Here is a 16,165-nt window from a genome sequence, read left to right as displayed (position 1 = left end):
GGTTTAGGGGATGGCTGGAGAGGTTCCCGTTTCTATCAGTCCGATGGATGTCGGATTTGAAGGCAACACCGGCCGCTATCGGCATGCTGATTCAGTCGAGGACCTCGCCGCCATTCTCCTCAGCGACAGATGGGATTGGTCGAACGTTCCATCCTTCCATCATGCACCGGTGCCGACTCTGGAGGCCCCGGAGTTCTATACGGACGCGGCAAATGCTCGAGCAGCCTTCGTCGTAGCCGCGCATGAGGCAGGTGTTCAGATCCTGCCGGACGACGCGACAAAGATGCTGAAAGCGAGCTGAAAAAGAAGCCCCGCAGTGGGCAGGGCCGAAGAAATGATGAGCAGTGCCCTAGAGCGGGCAACAATGAAACGATACGCCTCACATTCGAGGCCTTCAAGGTAAGCGGTTCTCATCTTCGTTTCGTACCAAGCATCAATGATCAAATCACCGCTAGCTGGATCAAGGTCAGGGGTGTCGGCGTTGCTCGTCAATCGCACTTCCCATTGCCCTCACGCAAGATGAAGCACGAAAACTCGTCGGCGCATTCCAGGGCTACTGCTGCATTTTACTGACGTCCGAGTTAAAAAATAATGGCGCATGCCAAAATTCGCGTTATGGTTGCTGTGCTTCGGCGAATTTGACGATTAGGCTGCCGTGTACAGGCCGTAGTGGAAGGTCAGACACGTCTTGGTGGAGTGGGACGTCGTTGAATGGCCTTCTGAGGAGGGGCATCAATGAGTGATCGTCTGATTGGTTATTTGGTGGCGGCAGAAGTATGCGCGCTTTTTTGGATTGCCGTCGGGATGTTGTTAGTTGGAAATGTTTAGCGCCTGTCGACGTCGTTAGACCCGCAATTGGTCGGGCAGCAGCCGTTACCGCGCGCTGTCTATGACGCTGCACCAGCTAGACCGCAGCCTTTGGCCTTCTGCAGACCGGGGGCGACGGAGATTTGCGCCGCTCGCTCGTGTCAATTTTTAACGCCGCCCGCGAGATTGTTAATTGGATATTCAGCATGACCACACGCAGGTTAAGCGCATTCGCAGGTCTCGCTGTAAGTCCATGTCTGTTGAGTCTTCAAGCAAACATCGGTCGAGAGCAAGTGAACCCACCTTTTGATGAAACCGCGCTCGGAAGGGAGTTTGATCTTTTCGCAGCCGAATTGACCAAGCTGCCAAGGTCACCGGAGATCACCGCATTGGAGCTCCGCTTTGCTCTCTTGCGAGAAGCCGTGGCAATCCGTCTTTCGGGACCTGGCCGAATAACTGTTGAGTTGCCGTCGTCGCTATTCGACGCCTAGAATCGAAATCGGATCGGGTTCTGGCGGCGGTTCCGGTCTGTTCGATGGTCTCAACAATTCGTTAGGCGACGATTTCGCTAGCGACAGACGATGGAACAAGGATGGAAAAGAGGCTACCCGGGCCTGTCGATCCGGCCACCGACCTGGAATTCTTCAAGCTGTTGACCGGCAGTTTTCAGCGGCTCGTGGGCAAGGCGCTTGTTGAACCGGGCCAGGGGCCCGGCTGGCTCTATCGAGAAGCCCCAGCGGTCGTTTTGGTCCATAACACGGATCCTGATCCGCGCTTCATCTATGCCAACGTTTCAGCCCAGGCGCGCTTCGAATATACATGGGATGAGTTTACGAAGCTGCCATCGCGCTTGTCTGCCGAGGCTCCGGACCGAAAAGAGCGCCAATTGCTTCTGGATGCAGTTGAGCGCCAAGGCTATATCGCCGATTGTCGGGCGCTACGCGTCACCAAGTCCGGAAAGCGCTTCTGGATGGAGAATGGAATTGTCTGGCAGCTGCTTGACGAGCACGGCAGGTCGCAAGGCCAGGCAGCAACTTTCGCCACCTGGACGAATGTCTAACCGAGCCAGGCTGGGTATCGCCACACCTGGCATCACGCTCCAGGACCCCGTGTTGCTCAGTTTTTTGGTGCAATAGCCGGACTAAAGACCAGGAGGCTGAGGATCTCAACAGCACCTGAGCGGCAGCCTGTGCTGTATTGGCCGTGCTATCGTACTGGCGCTTCCTCAACGACATCTGCTCCGACTAGGTTCAGACCTTTGAGGCCACGCAGCTGTTCCAAGCCTCTCGGCTCGTCAAGCCGCCATCTCAGGCGTTCCTTGCCCGGCGCAAACGCATTTGAAGGGCATCGGCGCCCATGACAACTGCTTTTGGCGTGCGTCACACTCGCGGGCTTATCTTGCCTGCATGCGCAGGCGCTCGGGCATCCCCGAAAGAGCTGCTCACTGATCGGAAATTAACAGAAGATGGCTTGCGGGAGAGGCGGCAGGATCACACATTGCGACACTATTTCTAGCAAAGGACAAACAATGAACGGCAGTTTCTTTCAACCGGTCGATGCCGCAAAGGTCCCGCGTTTTGCTGGACATTCGACCTTCATGCGCCTGCCTGCGGTAACGAGCGCAGCGGGCCTGGACATTGCGCTTGTCGGCATTCCCTGGGACGGCGGGACGACGAACCGGGCCGGCGCTCGGCATGGCCCACGCGAGGTCCGTAATCAATCGAGCCTGATGCGGCGCGTTCACCACGTCTCCGGCACGGAACCGTTCAGCATCGCCAATGTTGCCGACGTTGGCGATCTCTCTGTCAATCCGATCGATCTTATCGATGGCCTTAGCCGCATCGAAAAAGGCATGGCCGAGATCGTCACGGCAGGCGCAATTCCGCTGTCGGTCGGCGGTGATCATCTCACCACCTTGCCGGTTTTGCGTGCCCTTGCGACGGGAGGGCCGATCGGTCTCATCCATTTCGATGCCCATTCCGACACCAACGACTGCTACTTTGGCGATAATCCCTATACGCATGGCACGCCGTTCCGTCGGGCAATCGAGGAAGGTTTGCTCGATCCGGGGCGCATCGTTCAGATCGGAATTCGTGGCTCTATCTACGATGCCGGCGAACATGACTGGGCAAAGCAGCAGGGGGTGCGCATCATCTATATGGAAGAGTTCGTCAGCCGCGGCGCTGAGGATGTCATGCGCGAAGCGCGCGAGATCGTAGGCGGTTTGCCAACCTATGTCACTTTCGACATCGACAGCATCGATCCGTCGATGGCGCCAGGTACGGGGACACCTGAGACGGGTGGCTTTACCACCCGCGAAGCTCAGCAGATGATCCGGTTGCTTGCGGGTGTGCGCATCGTCGGCGCGGACGTGGTCGAAGTCTCTCCACCCTTCGATCTTGCCGGCATGACTGCACTTGCCGGCGCCACTATGATGTTTGAGCTTCTATGCGTCATTGCCAAGCAAGTCGAAGAGCTGCGCAAGGCAAGTCAGATCTGAGTGTGATCCGTTTGGACCTCGCCGGAAAGGCGTCGATAACCGCCGCGCCAGTAAAGCAGCGGCTCGACGTCTTCGCGGATTTCAATTGCGCAGACACGGCCAATCAGGATGGCATGCGAGTGGTGGTTCAGAACCTTTTCCAGTTCGCAATCCAGAACGGTCAGCGCGTCCCTGAGGGCAGCCATCCCGGTGGCGAGGCAATACCAATGCGCGTCCGCATAGCGTTCCGCGCCACGTCGACCCCCAAGGCCGGCAAAGGATTTTGCGACATGCTCCTGGTCTGAAGCCAGCACGTTGACGCAGAAACGACGGTACTTCTCCATGGCGGGCCACGAGGACGACGCGCGGTTGACGCTGACAATGAGTGATGGCACATCGGCCGATAGCGAGGATACGGAGGTTGCGGTGAAGCCAGTGCGGTCGTCGTGTTCGCCGACGGTAATCACGCTCACTGCCCCTGCCAACTGGCGCATCGACAGCTTGAACGCAGATTGATCGACAAGTGGTCGCATCGACAGAGTGTCCATTGCTTCACCTCCTTGGTCAGGGCGTAGTCGCTTTCGCAAAGCGGTTGACCGGCATAGAAAGTCCGAGGTTCTCTCGTAGCGTCCTGCCTTCGTATTCCTCGCGGAAGAGCCCGCGGCGCCGTAACTCCGGCAGGACGAGCTTGACAAAATCATCAAGGCTCGCAGGTAGCGTCGGGAACATCAGGATAAAGCCGTCAGCCGCGCGCGTTTCAAACCACTCCTGCATGAAGTCGGCAATTTGGGCCGGTGTGCCGGTGATGCCGTTGCCCGTATGCTTCTCGGCGTAGTGGCGCACCAGTTCTCCAAGCGTGCGGCCACTCTTAACGAAGTCGACCAGTTCCTCAAACAGCGCGCGCGAGCCTTTCGGTGCGGCCGGCAGCCGGTCCATCGGAAAAGGCTGGTCCAGAGGCGCACCGCTAAGATCGGCCTCGAGGAACTCTGAAAGCATGAGGCGCCCTACATCCGGATGCATTTTCTCTATGAGATAATCGACCTTTGCCTTTGCCTCTGCTTCTGTTTCGCCGACGTTTAGCACAACACCTGGCATGATCTTCAGGTTGTCTGGATTGCGCCCATAGGCTGGCATCCGGGCCTTGACGTTTTCGTAGAAGGCGCGGTTCCGGTCGATATTGGAGGCGAGGCTGAAGACGATCTCGGCCGTGCGCGCGGCCATGTCCATACCGGGCTCCGAGCCGCCGGCCTGCGCAATGACCGGTCGGCCCTGTGGCGTGCGGGCAATGTTAAGAGGTCCGCGGACCTGGAAGTGCTTGCCCTTGTGATTGAGCGTGTGGTGCTTTGTCTTGTCGTAATAGACGCCATTTGCGCGATCGAGGAGCAGCGCGCCCTCCTCGAAGCTGTCCCACAGGCCGAAGACGACGTCGACGAATTCGTTGCCGCGCTCGTAGCGCAGGGCGTGTGGGTCAAGTCCTTCGCGATTGAAATTATAGCCGGTCTCGTCGTGGTCGGAGGTGACGACGTTCCAGCAGGCGCGGCCGCCGCTTAGATGGTCGATCGACGCGAAGAGGCGCGCGACATTGTAAGGCTCGTAATAACTGGTTGAGACGGTGGCGACGAGGCCGAGATCCTTCGTTGTCACTGACAGAGCCGACAGCAGCGATAAGGGTTCGAAGCGATTCATCTTTGTCGGGATGCGGGCAAGCGCGTCCGGATCACCGATGGCCGCAGCGGGGGAATCGGCCATGAACATGAAGTCGAACTTTGCCGCCTCCGAGCGCTTGGCAACACTAAGCAGATGGTTGAAATCATTGGCGCCATGAACGTCGCTTGCTGGATGCAACCAGGACGCCGGATGAAAACCGAACGTGTAGACGAAGGTTCCGAGTTTCATCTTGTCGGTGCGCGCCATCTCGTTCTCCCGCAGGTTTTCCGTTTGCGTAAGGTTAGCGCCACGCGACCTTTTTCATCAATGTGGTAACGCTGATTTCCGATTTAGTTTTTCTAAAGAATCGGAGGCGCCGAGAGTTGCGCCTGTCTGCGTGCGGTGGCAATGACCCAGTCGCGAAACTCCGAGCCATATGGCTTTTGGAGCGCGGAGCGGTCCCAGGCGAGGAAATAGCTCTCGCGCAGTGGCATTCTGATATCGACTGGAATGATCAATGTCTGCGCTTCCAATTCATCGGCGATCATCGACATCTGTGCGAGAACAATTCCGCGCTTGTTGACGGCAGCATCGATGGCGCTGCTCGATAGAGTGAACGACAAGGCGGAGGTACGCGCTTTCAATCCGGCATTTATTTTCGCGGCGAACTCCGCCCAACTTGGGTAAGGCGTGAAATGTCGTTCCCATTCGACATGCAGCAGTGGATAGGACAGAAGATCTGCGGCTGAAATCTTTGCGCCATCGATCAGAACAGGGGAGCAGGCCGGAACGACCCAATCGCGAAACAGCTCGACATAGTGGTCGTGCTGCAAGACATCGGATCCGTAACTGACGCGGAAATCGACTTCGTCGAAGCCCATTCGTGGTTCTTTATCGCGGCCAATCAGTCGGACTTGCGCGTCGGGATGCAGCGCTTGCCAGTCGAAAATGCGGCGGCCCAGCCATTTGTTGACGACGGACGACAAGGCGCTGAGCACCAAGCCGGTCTCATTGCGCGCCCGCTCAAGCAGTTGCTGAGCAAAGGCCAACTGCTCAAATCCCTTGGATATTTCGGCATGATAGAGCCGTCCCCAATGGGTCAGTTCCACCGTTCGGCCGCTTCGCTCCAAAAGTGTCACCCCGAGAAAGCTCTCGATCTTGCGGATTTGCTGGCTGATAGCGCCGGGCGAAACGTTTAGCTCCGTTGCTGCCGCCATTACGCTGCCGCAGCGTCCAACCGCTTCGAAAGCCTGCAGGCCCTTGAACGGAATTGCTCTGGAATTCTGTTCCTCGCTCAAGGCGGTGCCTCATGCGGTTGTCGGCGCAAAGCGTGCTTTTCGGCCGGGTGGAAGATGCCTGCAAACTGAAAGCGGTCGCCGGGATGGGTGATTTCCACATAGGTGACCATGCGATCGTTCTGCCAGGTCTGCCGGATGAGGTTCAGGCAGGGCTCGCCGCGCTTGATCTCAAGGATGCGCGCCGTTGCCGCATCGGCCGAAACCGCCCGTATCACATGCTTTGCCTTGGACCACGGCACCTGCGACAAAAGCCATTCTGCCGGTGGTGCGCTTGCAAAGGTCTCGTCTCTAGCAAGTGGCACGGCGTCGAGCAGAATGATTCTGCGTTCGATGGCGGTCGGTTTGCCGTCGACGATATGTAGACACTGGATGCGCAGCACCTCGGCATCTGCCTGCCCATGCAGTTGCCGCGCTTCTGCCTGGCCCAAAGTATCAACCCGGCGCATCAGTATCTCGTAGCGATGTTCATGGCCTGCCAACACGGCCTCGGTGCCGATGTCTTGAATGTCCATGACCGTCCGGTCGATCTGCGGCGAGGCGACGAACGAACCTGTCTTGCGTTTGCGCACCACCAGCCCTCGTTCGACAAGTGTGGTGAGCGCCTTGGTGACGGTCATACGCGAACAGCCATAGCTTTTTACCAGGTCGTGCTCTCGTGGAATGCGGTCACCCGGACGCCACGCGCCGCTCAGGATCTTGGCCTCGATATCCTCGAATATCCTGAGATAAATCGGCTCCAATTTGCGACCTCTCGAAAAAAAAGCGGCCTGAGATCCTCCGGACCCAAACACCCGAGCAGTGTTTGCGATGCAAATGTTCGGCACAAAATTTGCGTCCGGCGACTTTGACGTTGACACCTTAGGCCACGCTATATCTATTTGTATAGTCAAAAGCGGACCGCAGAAATTCGCAGTACGGGACAAAATCGGGAACTCGGCTCCTTTGCCGGAGCAAAAACTGGAGAGAGAAGACAATCATGATCGCACGTTCACTGCTTAAGGGCCTTGTCGGCGCGGCATTCCTGTTCGGAGCGACGCTGTCGGCGCACGCTGCCGACACGCTCGCTGCGGTGAAGGCCGCTGGTACGCTCAAGGTCGGCACCGAAACCGCCTTCGCCCCTTTCGACTTCATCGACGCCGGCGAGCATGCCGGTCTTAACGTCGACCTCTTCGCGGAGATTGGCAAGGAGCTCGGCGTCAAGATCGAGTGGGTTGCGCTTCCCTGGGATGGCGTTTTTCCGGCGCTCGAGGCCGGCAAATTTGATGTCGTTGCCGGTCCGGCGACGATCACCAAAAAGCGTATGGAACGCTATCGCTTTACACCGCCGATCGCCGAGGCAACGATCGCCATCCTGAAGAAGGCTGGCGACACCACGATCAGCAAGCCGGAAGATATCGCCGGCAAGACGATTGGTGTCGGCAAGGCGACTTCGCAGCTCGACCAGCTGAAGGAATTCTCGGGAACGCTGCCGTCGAAGGTCGATATCCGCGAATACCCCGCCTTTACTGAATCCTATGCCGATCTCGCCGCTGGCCGTATCGCCGGGGTTGCCAACTCGCTGCCCAATATAGCTTTCGTTGCCAAGCAACGCGAAGGCACCTTCGAAGTTGTCTTGCCGCCCTTCGGTAAGAAGTCCTATTTCGGTTTCATTGGCCTGAAGGACGCCGATCATGCACCACTGATGGACGCAATCGATGCGGCCCTTTTGAAGATAAAGGCCGATGGCCGCATGGCCGAGCTTCAGAAGAAGTGGTTCGGCGCGACCTTCGAAACGCCGGACGCCGTCAAGGATCCCGCATTCTGATTTTAAACGACAAGTCGATTGCGCTCCGCTCGGGGCGCAATCGAAGATGCTCGGATCCCCAGACAGTCAGGCGGACAAAAGCCGTATATGTCCATCAAACTCTTTGAATTGCTGCTCTACGCATCGGTCTATACGGTCACGATCAGCGTCGTCTCCATTCTGATTGGCTTTGCAATCGCGATCCTTCTGTCCGGCATGCTTCTGTCGAAGAAGCAGCTCTTTATCGTGCCTGCACAAATTTTCATCAGTTTCTTCCGCGGTGTGCCGCTGCTCGTGCAGCTGCTCCTGATCTACAACATGCTGCCAGCGATCGGCTTGAACGTACCGAGCATCGTTGCGGCGATCGTTGGGCTTTCGCTTTGCACGGCCGCCTATCAGGCGGAGAACATGCGCGGCGGATTTGCCAGCGTGCCGGTCGGTCTCATCGAGTCGGCTGAGATGGTCGGTTTGACGCCGGCGCAGATCTTTCGTCGCATCAAGGCGCCGATCGCGCTGCGCCTTACATTTCCAGCCCTCGTCAACGAGGCGATCCTCATTCTGAAGGCCTCATCGCTGGTCTCGGTCGTCGGTGTGATCGAACTGACCCGCATGGCGCAGGACCTTGCCGGCAGCACATTTCTGCCGCTGCAAATCTTCGCCGCTGCCGGCCTTATCTATCTTGCCATTAACTGGATTGTGGCGCTTGCCGGTGACCTCATCGAGCGGTCCCTTCCGGGGGTACCACGATGAGCTTCGACATCAACGTCATTCTCGATCAATTGCCGGCGATCACAAGCGGGGCGGGCGTGACGATCATGATCTGGATCGTGGGCACGATCGCTGCCGCTATCATCGGGTTTTTCGTCGCCGTCGGCCGTCGGTTTGGCGGCGTAATCCTCGACAAGGCGCTCGGTTTCTGTGTCGCCGTTCTGCGCGGCACGCCGTTCCTGATCCAAATCTTTCTGGTCTATTATGGCGGTCCGTTTGTCGGCCTGTCCCTCAATCCGGTGCCTGCGGGCCTGATCGGCATCTCGATCTATGGTGCGGCATACTACAGCGAGATCTTCCGCTCCGGCTTCATGGCGGTTCCAAAGGGGCATATTGAAGCGGGGGAATGTGTGGGACTGACGCAGGGCCAGATCATCCAGCGCATTCTATTGCCTGAGATGACCATGCTGGTGCTGCCGCCGTCACTCAACATGGCTGTCTTGCTGATGAAGGAAACGGCCGTTCTGTCGATTATAACGGTGCCCGAGCTGACCGCCACACTGAGCGCCATCGGCGCCCAGCAATATGCATTCGTCGAAGCACTTTCTGTGCTGGCGCTGTTTTATTGGGCTCTTGTCGAGATCACCGGCCGTCTTGGCCGCCTCGTCGAAACGAAACTCACCAGATTCAGGTTTTTCAACGCATGAGCCTCCCCGCGATCGCAGTCAAGAATCTCTTCAAGACGTTTGGAGACACCACCGTACTCCAGAACATCGATCTTGCGATCCCGCAGGGGCAAGTCTCTTGCCTGATCGGGCCCTCAGGGTCTGGCAAGAGCACACTCTTGCGCTGCATGGCCTTCCTCGAAGAGGCCACATCCGGCACGATCACGATCAATGGCGAGGTCCTTGGCTTCACGGAAAATGCGCAAGGCGTTCGCGAGCGTATTCCACCGGCCGCCAATCGGGCAATCCGGGCGCAGATCGGAATGGTGTTTCAACAGTTCAATCTCTGGCCGCACATGACGGCACTCGGCAATGTCAGCGAAGCCTTGAAGACAGTCCACAAGATGAGCCGCAAAGACGCCGAGGAACGTGCCATGGCGCAACTCGTCAAGGTAGGACTTGAGGCGCGCGCCGGGCACTACCCTTCACAGCTTTCCGGTGGCCAGCAGCAGCGTGTGGCAATTGCGCGTGCGCTTGCGCTAAAGCCGAAGATTATGCTCTTCGATGAGCCGACCTCCTCGCTTGATCCGGAACTCACCGGCGAGGTGCTGAACGTCATGCGCGATCTTGCCAAGGAAGGCATGACCATGGTCGTCGTTTCGCACGAGATCGGCTTTGCCGCCACGGTCGGTCAGCAGATCGCCTTCCTCGATCACGGAAAAATCCTCTTTACCGGCGCACCCCAGGAGGTTTTCAAGAAGCCGCGGCATCCACGTCTGGAGCAGTTTCTCGATACCTATCTCGATCGTGGCGCGTCGATGTTGCTCTAGCGGCTTCCTTGGCGAAATGAAGCGGGGGAAAGATCTAAAGCATGCACCATAAGCCTGCGAGCAGGTCATGTGACATCGAAGCGGTGAGCCGCCTTTTTTCAGATTTTGCATGCCACATCAGCCGTTGCACAGCTGTGCAAACTTTCATCGAGAACGCTGCGCTGTCATGACGCTGTTACGCTCGAGGCGTAGCACGGCCTTCTACATCCGAGCCAATGGAGAGGGTTATGAACAGACGCGATTTCCTCGTCACCAGCACCGCGGCCGCTGGTATGCTGATGCTGCCACGCATTGCATCGGCAGCGACAACGACGATCGATCTCTACAGCGGATCGGACGCAAACATCATCGACTTCTGGAACAACGTCGTCCGCCCGGCCTTTGAAAAGGCTTACCCGGGTGTGGTTGTGAAGATCACAGACGCTGGCGACAATACTGGTTTGCGCGCCATTGCAGACCGCGCTCTGGCGGCTCTCAAGACGAAGGCGGACCCGCAAGCCGATATTTTCGAAACTTTCGATCCGCGCCTTCCGGCATCCGGTGCGGAGGCCGGCCTTTGGGTGGAGTTCTCGGCGCAGAACATCAAAGGCTTCGATCACGTCAATCCACTCGCTTTCGACAGCAAGTACTCTCTGCCCTATCGCGGCTCGCAGGTGCTGCTCGCCTATGACAAGACCAAGCTCGATCCGAAGGATGCCCCCAAGAGCTGGGAGCAGCTGACAGCCTGGATCAAGGCCAACCCGGGCCAGTTCATCTACAATCGTCCGGATAAGGGTGGTTCCGGCGGCAACTTTGTTCGCCGCGCTATTCATGAAGCCAATGGCCGCGACCCGAAGAAGTTCACGATCGACAACTTCACAGCCGACTACGCCAATCAAGCATTGAAACCAGCCTGGGCGCTTCTCAACGATCTGGCGCCGTCGCTGTACGAGAAGGGCGCGTATACGGCCGGAAACACGCAGTCGATCCAGCTTCTTGCGCAAGGCGTCGTGACAATGACGCCGGTCTGGTCCGACCAGGTCTTGCAGGCGATTTCACAGGGCGTCCTGCCGGAAACCACTGGTCTCGTCCAGCTCGGTGATCTGGCGCTATGCGGCGGCTTCTCTCGCATGACGGTATTTTCGAACGGTGCCAACAATGAGGCTGCGATGAAGCTTGCCGCTTTCCTTTTGACGAAGGAGATGCAGGAAGCAATCATCACTGAAATCGGCGGCTTTCCTGGCATTTCCTGGGATCACATTTCGGATGAACTGCGTCAGAAGTATGCCGACGTCATTCCGGCGACGATCCCGACCTTCCCGGCTGGTGACTGGGAAACCACCATCAACGACGGTTGGTATCGCAACGTCGCGCCGGGCATAAGCCGCACGTAATGCGCAGGTCCATCACACTTCCGCTTACGGCGCGGCTTTCTGCGCCGGCGAGTGGGCAGGGCCGGGTGGGGCTTTTGTTGGTTGCCCTGCCTGTGCTTCTTCTGGCCTGGCTGATCATCTACCCGATCCTATCGGCGGTGGCGAGCACGGTGTTTATCACACAGCAGGACGGCACCTCGGCGCTATCCTTCGCCTCCTATCACTTCTTCTTCAGCGACCAATACAGTCGTGCCAATCTTTGGGTCACGCTCTGGACGACCTTGATCTGCGGCCTGTTGCTTCTGGCAACTGGTCTTCCGATCGCGCTCTACCTTCGATTTTCTCATGGACCGCTCTCCACCTATGTGCAGGGGCTTGCCATCTTCCCGATGTTCGTGCCCTCGATCATCCTGTCCTATGCACTTATCCGCACCATTGGACCAAACGGCGCCGTCGACGTACTGCTGAACGCCGTCGGATTGCCAAAGCTGCCATCTCCTTATCTTACGCCCTGGGGTCCGGTCATCGGGCTCGTCTGGGACAACCTGCCGCTCACTGTCCTGATGCTGACGGCAGGGTTGGGCAATATCCCGAAAAGCTCGATTGAGGCGGCGCGCGACGTCGGTGCTTCGCCGCCCCGCGTCTTCCTCTCGATCATTTTGCCGCGCATGGGAAATTCGCTCCTCGTCACAACTTCTTTTGCGATCCTTGGGGTCTTTTCGTCCTTCACACTGCCGTATCTTCTCGGGCCGGCTTCGCCGGAGATGATGGGTCCCTTCATGCAACGAACATTCTCGGACATGAACGATCCCGTCAACGCCCTGACGCAGGCTGTGATCGCCTTCGGCTTTTGCCTCGTATTCGGGATTTTCTACGTGCGCTCTATTGCCCGAAACAGGGGAGGCGTGTGATGGGACGCGCAAGACTTGCCGTTGCCGAAGCAGATTGGATCGGCGTCTTGCTGGCATTGCTGTTGACGCTTTTCATCGCTTTGCCGCTGGTGGTTGTCGGAACCTGGGCCTTCAGCGAGGTCTGGCGTTACCCGGCTGTGGTCCCGCAGCATTTCGGATTGCGCTATTGGTCCCTGACACTGTCGCGAACCGATGTCTGGGAGGCCCTTTTTCTTAGCCTTCGGTTGGCGATGACGGTGACTATTCTTTCCGCTGTGATCTGTCTTCCGGCCGCCTATGCATTCGCGCGGATGAAATTTCCGGCCAGGAATATCCTCTTCCTGTCGTTTCTCGCCTCGCACGCGTTTCCGAAATTCGGGCTCTTGGTGGCAATTGCTGGCATCTTCCTGCGGATCGGTCTGATCAGCACATTCTGGGGCGTCGTTCTCATTCAGTTGGTCGGAACCTTGATGCTGATGATCTGGATCCCGGTCGCTGCCTTCCAAAACGTTGATCGGCGCATGGAGGAGGCAGCGCGCGATGCCGGGGCGGCCCCTTTGCGTGTATTCTGGTCAATCACGTTGCCGCAGGCGGCTCCGACGATCGTGGCGGCGGTCTTGCTGACTTTTGTCGCGACGTTCTACGAAACAGAAGGGGCATGGCTGATCGGCGCGCCGGAAATTCGCACGATGCCGGTGCTGATGGTCACCTTCATCAACAATCAGATCGTGGTTCAATACGGCGCCGTGCTCTCCGTCATGCTGTGGGTTCCATCTTTCATCGCACTGATGTTTGCGCGCAGGGTCATCGGCACAGGAACCTTCGCGAAGGGCTTGGGAGCATGATGTTCGTTGCGGCAAAAGACACCAGGAAGGGATTAAGATGGCACGCTTGACCATAAAGAGCGTCTCGAAGAGCTTCGGCACCTCCCATGCGGTTCGTGATGTCTCGCTCCATGTTGAAGACGCAGAACTGGTCTGCCTGCTTGGTCCTTCCGGCTCAGGAAAGTCGACATTGTTGCGCATGATTGGCGGTTTTGAGGCGCCGACTGCAGGAAGCATCCTGATCGACGGAAAGGATGTTACGGCAATGCCGCCGGAAAGGCGGCCGACAGGCATGGTTTTCCAGAGTCATGCACTGTGGACGCATATGGACGTCTTCAACAACATTGCATTCGGTCTGAGACTTCGCCGACTTCCGAAAGCTGAGATCGAGGAGCGCGTGGAACAGGCATTGACCCTCGTCGGCCTTACCGACTACGGCAAACGCATGACCACGCAGCTATCGGGTGGCCAGCAGCAGCGTGTGGCACTTGCCCGCTCGCTTGTGCTTGAACCAAAGATCCTGCTGCTCGACGAACCGTTCGCCAGCCTCGATCAACACTTGCGCGAGCGGCTGCGCGAGGAGGTGCGCGACATCCAGCAGCGGCTTGGCATAACCACGCTCTTCGTCACGCACGGGCAGGACGAGGCGCTGGCGCTCGCCGACCGGATCGTGGTAATGCGCGATGGCTGCACCGAACAGATCGCGCCGCCCGATCGCATTTACCGTGAGCCGCAGACCGAGTTTGTCGCCGGGTTCATCGGCTCGATGAACTTCATTAAAACGACTGTAAAGGCCGGATGGAGCCAACATGCAGCCTTTTCGCTCCCCGTTGCCGTTCAGGATGGGGAAATCGTGCTTGCAGTTCGCCCGGAGGCGCTGTCGCTGGTCGAGGCGAAGGGGAAGGGGGCCGGCATCGTTCACCGCAGCATCGATTTTGGCACCCATAAGATCGTCGAAATCGATCTCGTCGATGGGATAAGGCTGAAAGTGATGACGCAGGGCAACAGCGACTGGACGACAGGCACGTTGGTGGACCCAGTCCCCGCGGCCTTCAGGGCGTTCCGGGAAAATCGGCTTGTCTACGAATCCGCCCCCTTATCGGCTCGACAAAACGATCGGGCGTTTGGGCATGCTTAAAGGTCGGGGAATAGCGATTGAAAGAGGCGGACATCGCACCTGGCTGAAGTGGCATCGGGGTCACCGTTTTGCCGGAGACATTTCCTTTACAGGTGAACGTATCATTGAAGGTATGGAACTCGGTGCCAGCGTGGAGATCGATCTTGTCCGCTTTGCCGGTGATGGCTTCGCTGTTCTGCATGACGAGATGCTCGACGCGGCGACAACAGGGGCCGGTCCGGTTCGCGAGGCATCCGGGGCCTATCTGAAGAGCCTGCATCTACGGGACCCATTCGGCAAGCCGAGCGGCCATAAGGTCATGATGCTCGATGATCTTGGACAACTGCTCGCTCGGATCAGCCCACATCCGGGAGCGGGCCTGCAGCTTGACCTGAAAGAGAATTCTGACACCATCGGTGACGCCGACATTGCCGCATTCGCTGCGGCCGTTTCCCCGGTTGCCGGCTCTGTCATTCTGTCAGGCGGTGACGCGCTTGCCGTCGAGCGACTGTCGCAGGCCGTGCCTGAGATGGCAATCGGCTACGACCCGTGCCACGACGGCGCCATGGAGCGGCTGATGGAAACGCGCGATTTTGCGGGCTTCGTTGCTGGCGCTCTTAACGCAGTTCCGCGCGCGCAGATGATCTATCTCAACCGACGCTTGGTGCTCCATGCTGATCAGGCAGGCTATGACCTGATTGCCGCATTTCACGACGCGGGGCGGCTAATCGACGCCTACACGGTCAACTCGGCGGTGCCGCAGGCTCTACCAGGCGTCAACCGCCTGCTCGAGCTGAAGGCCGACCAGATCACGACCGACGATCCGGTTGGCCTGGAGCGGCTTTTGATGGAAGATCAGGCCTGAAAGCCTGCAACCAGCCAGGGATGGAGGACCTGGTTTCCGGCAAGAATGTCTCCGCTGGCTGTAACAGGCCCACCATTGAAAGCGGAAACCACGCCGCCCGCCTCGCGCACCAGCAAGGCAGAAGCGCCGTAATCGTGCAGCGACAGCCCGTCCTCGAAAAAGCCATCAAGGCGCCCGCAGGCGACATAGGCGATGGACAGTGCAGCTGAACCCAGCCGCCGCACGCCAGCGGTGGTCGCCATCAATCGTTTGAGCGCGTTGAAATAGACTTCCTCGGACACGGCTTTTAGCTGGCCGGGGATTGGCAGCCCGGCGCCGACGAGCACATCTTCAGTTCCCTTGGAGCTGACACATTGGATGCGCTCGCCATCGAGGTATGCCCCGCCGCCCAACTCGGCGCTGAAAAGCTCGTCCACCATTGCATCGTAGACGACGCCAGCCACGAGTTGACCGTCCTCCACGATCGAGATGGTCATTCCGAAATGCGGGATGCCCCAGGCGAAATTCGTGGTCCCGTCGATTGGATCTATATAGATCGCCGGTGCTCCGTCCTTGGCGTTCCGGTTGCCAACCGCCTCTTCACCTTTGATTGCATAGGTGGGAAAGGACCTGTTCAATTCGTCGACTATAATTCGCTCGACTGCGACGTCGATCTCCGTCTGATAATCCCTGGGCGCTTTTGCGACCAACTCGCCATCGAGACGGCGACGTAGAGAGTTGCGCGCTTTAGCGCCACCGATGAGAATTGCTTTTGCCAATGCGGCAAGACGCGGCGAAGCAGCTGGTGAGATGCGGGATGACACTGTGGAGAGTTCGCAAGGAATCGGATTCGACATCGTCATCAGGTCATGGCAGAGCCACATGAAGCTTTGATGACGAAGGCGCCGGCCCTTAAGGCGG

The 16,165-nt window shown here is 58.2% G+C and carries 17 protein-coding genes and 1 pseudogene; 12 read left to right on the top strand and 6 right to left on the bottom strand.

Annotated elements, in window-relative coordinates:
- The first annotated feature begins 10 nt into the window (after positions 1 to 10).
- Entirely contained in the window at positions 11 to 301 is a 291-nt protein-coding gene (locus tag BN77_RS22250; protein WP_007536259.1) for a DUF982 domain-containing protein, read from the top strand.
- Positions 302 to 1,399: 1,098 nt separating this feature from the next.
- Complete coding sequence (locus BN77_RS22240; protein ID WP_007536257.1) at positions 1,400 to 1,867, top strand: MEKHLA domain-containing protein; 468 nt, start codon at positions 1,400 to 1,402, stop codon at positions 1,865 to 1,867.
- 56 nt (positions 1,868 to 1,923) lie between these two features.
- Here BN77_RS22240 and BN77_RS34950 read toward each other — a convergent pair.
- Positions 1,924 to 2,131: pseudogene (locus tag BN77_RS34950) on the bottom strand (arginase family protein); the annotation flags it as partial.
- A 204-nt stretch (positions 2,132 to 2,335) separates the two neighbouring features.
- Between BN77_RS34950 and speB the strand changes: the two are divergent.
- Positions 2,336 to 3,307 carry an agmatinase gene (speB, locus tag BN77_RS22235; RefSeq protein ID WP_007536252.1) on the top strand — a complete coding sequence of 324 codons (972 nt, stop codon included), beginning with the start codon at positions 2,336 to 2,338 and terminating at the stop codon, positions 3,305 to 3,307.
- Here the strand turns inward: speB and BN77_RS22230 are convergent.
- The 4 genes from BN77_RS22230 to BN77_RS22215 form a co-directional block, all read right to left on the bottom strand.
- Entirely contained in the window at positions 3,298 to 3,834 is a 537-nt protein-coding gene (locus tag BN77_RS22230; RefSeq protein WP_007536249.1) for a flavin reductase family protein, read from the bottom strand. The genes speB and BN77_RS22230 overlap by 10 nt on opposite strands.
- Before the next feature lie 16 nt (positions 3,835 to 3,850).
- Entirely contained in the window at positions 3,851 to 5,200 is a 1,350-nt protein-coding gene (locus BN77_RS22225; RefSeq protein ID WP_007536248.1) for an LLM class flavin-dependent oxidoreductase, read from the bottom strand.
- 92 nt (positions 5,201 to 5,292) lie between these two features.
- Positions 5,293 to 6,231, bottom strand: a complete 939-nt coding sequence (locus BN77_RS22220) for a LysR family transcriptional regulator (protein ID WP_007536246.1) — start codon at positions 6,229 to 6,231, stop codon at positions 5,293 to 5,295.
- The gene (locus BN77_RS22215) at positions 6,228 to 6,971 is read right to left on the bottom strand and encodes a UTRA domain-containing protein (protein WP_007536244.1); all 744 of its coding nucleotides are present in this window, start codon (positions 6,969 to 6,971) and stop codon (positions 6,228 to 6,230) included. The genes BN77_RS22220 and BN77_RS22215 overlap by 4 nt, the downstream gene beginning before the upstream one ends.
- Before the next feature lie 236 nt (positions 6,972 to 7,207).
- On the opposite strand from BN77_RS22215, the gene BN77_RS22210 reads away from it, so the two are divergent.
- From BN77_RS22210 to BN77_RS22170, 9 genes are all read left to right on the top strand, one after another.
- Positions 7,208 to 8,035, top strand: a complete 828-nt coding sequence (locus BN77_RS22210; RefSeq protein ID WP_007536240.1) for a transporter substrate-binding domain-containing protein — start codon at positions 7,208 to 7,210, stop codon at positions 8,033 to 8,035.
- Between the two features lie 87 nt (positions 8,036 to 8,122).
- Positions 8,123 to 8,764 carry an amino acid ABC transporter permease gene (locus BN77_RS22205; RefSeq protein ID WP_007536237.1) on the top strand — a complete coding sequence of 214 codons (642 nt, stop codon included), beginning with the start codon at positions 8,123 to 8,125 and terminating at the stop codon, positions 8,762 to 8,764.
- Positions 8,761 to 9,429 carry an amino acid ABC transporter permease gene (locus tag BN77_RS22200; RefSeq protein ID WP_007536235.1) on the top strand — a complete coding sequence of 223 codons (669 nt, stop codon included), beginning with the start codon at positions 8,761 to 8,763 and terminating at the stop codon, positions 9,427 to 9,429. The genes BN77_RS22205 and BN77_RS22200 overlap by 4 nt, the downstream gene beginning before the upstream one ends.
- A complete protein-coding gene (locus BN77_RS22195) occupies positions 9,426 to 10,217 on the top strand; it encodes an amino acid ABC transporter ATP-binding protein (protein ID WP_007536232.1) in 792 nt (263 codons plus the stop codon). Before BN77_RS22200 ends, BN77_RS22195 begins: the two co-directional genes overlap by 4 nt.
- Positions 10,218 to 10,444: 227 nt before the next feature.
- A complete protein-coding gene (locus BN77_RS22190; protein ID WP_007536230.1) occupies positions 10,445 to 11,590 on the top strand; it encodes an extracellular solute-binding protein in 1,146 nt (381 codons plus the stop codon).
- Positions 11,590 to 12,480: an ABC transporter permease gene (locus BN77_RS22185; protein ID WP_007536228.1), complete on the top strand. Its 891-nt coding sequence runs from the start codon at positions 11,590 to 11,592 to the stop codon at positions 12,478 to 12,480. Before BN77_RS22190 ends, BN77_RS22185 begins: the two co-directional genes overlap by 1 nt.
- Positions 12,480 to 13,304, top strand: a complete 825-nt coding sequence (locus BN77_RS22180) for an ABC transporter permease (RefSeq protein ID WP_007536226.1) — start codon at positions 12,480 to 12,482, stop codon at positions 13,302 to 13,304. Before BN77_RS22185 ends, BN77_RS22180 begins: the two co-directional genes overlap by 1 nt.
- A 37-nt stretch (positions 13,305 to 13,341) precedes the next feature.
- Positions 13,342 to 14,421, top strand: coding sequence for an ABC transporter ATP-binding protein (locus tag BN77_RS22175; protein WP_007536224.1), 1,080 nt, complete (start codon positions 13,342 to 13,344; stop codon positions 14,419 to 14,421).
- Positions 14,414 to 15,265 (top strand): glycerophosphodiester phosphodiesterase, encoded by an 852-nt coding sequence (locus BN77_RS22170; RefSeq protein WP_007536222.1) that lies wholly within the window; start codon positions 14,414 to 14,416, stop codon positions 15,263 to 15,265. Before BN77_RS22175 ends, BN77_RS22170 begins: the two co-directional genes overlap by 8 nt.
- Here BN77_RS22170 and BN77_RS22165 read toward each other — a convergent pair.
- Positions 15,256 to 16,101: an inositol monophosphatase family protein gene (locus BN77_RS22165; RefSeq protein ID WP_040678636.1), complete on the bottom strand. Its 846-nt coding sequence runs from the start codon at positions 16,099 to 16,101 to the stop codon at positions 15,256 to 15,258. The two genes, BN77_RS22170 and BN77_RS22165, sit on opposite strands and share 10 nt — an antisense overlap.
- Positions 16,102 to 16,165 lie beyond the last annotated feature (64 nt).

Origin of the sequence: Rhizobium mesoamericanum STM3625 (assembly GCF_000312665.1) — a bacterium.
In the GTDB taxonomy this organism is placed as follows: domain Bacteria; phylum Pseudomonadota; class Alphaproteobacteria; order Rhizobiales; family Rhizobiaceae; genus Rhizobium; species Rhizobium mesoamericanum.
The sequence above is the reverse complement of the archived record's forward strand: the minus strand, read 5'-3'. Positions and strand labels throughout refer to the sequence as shown.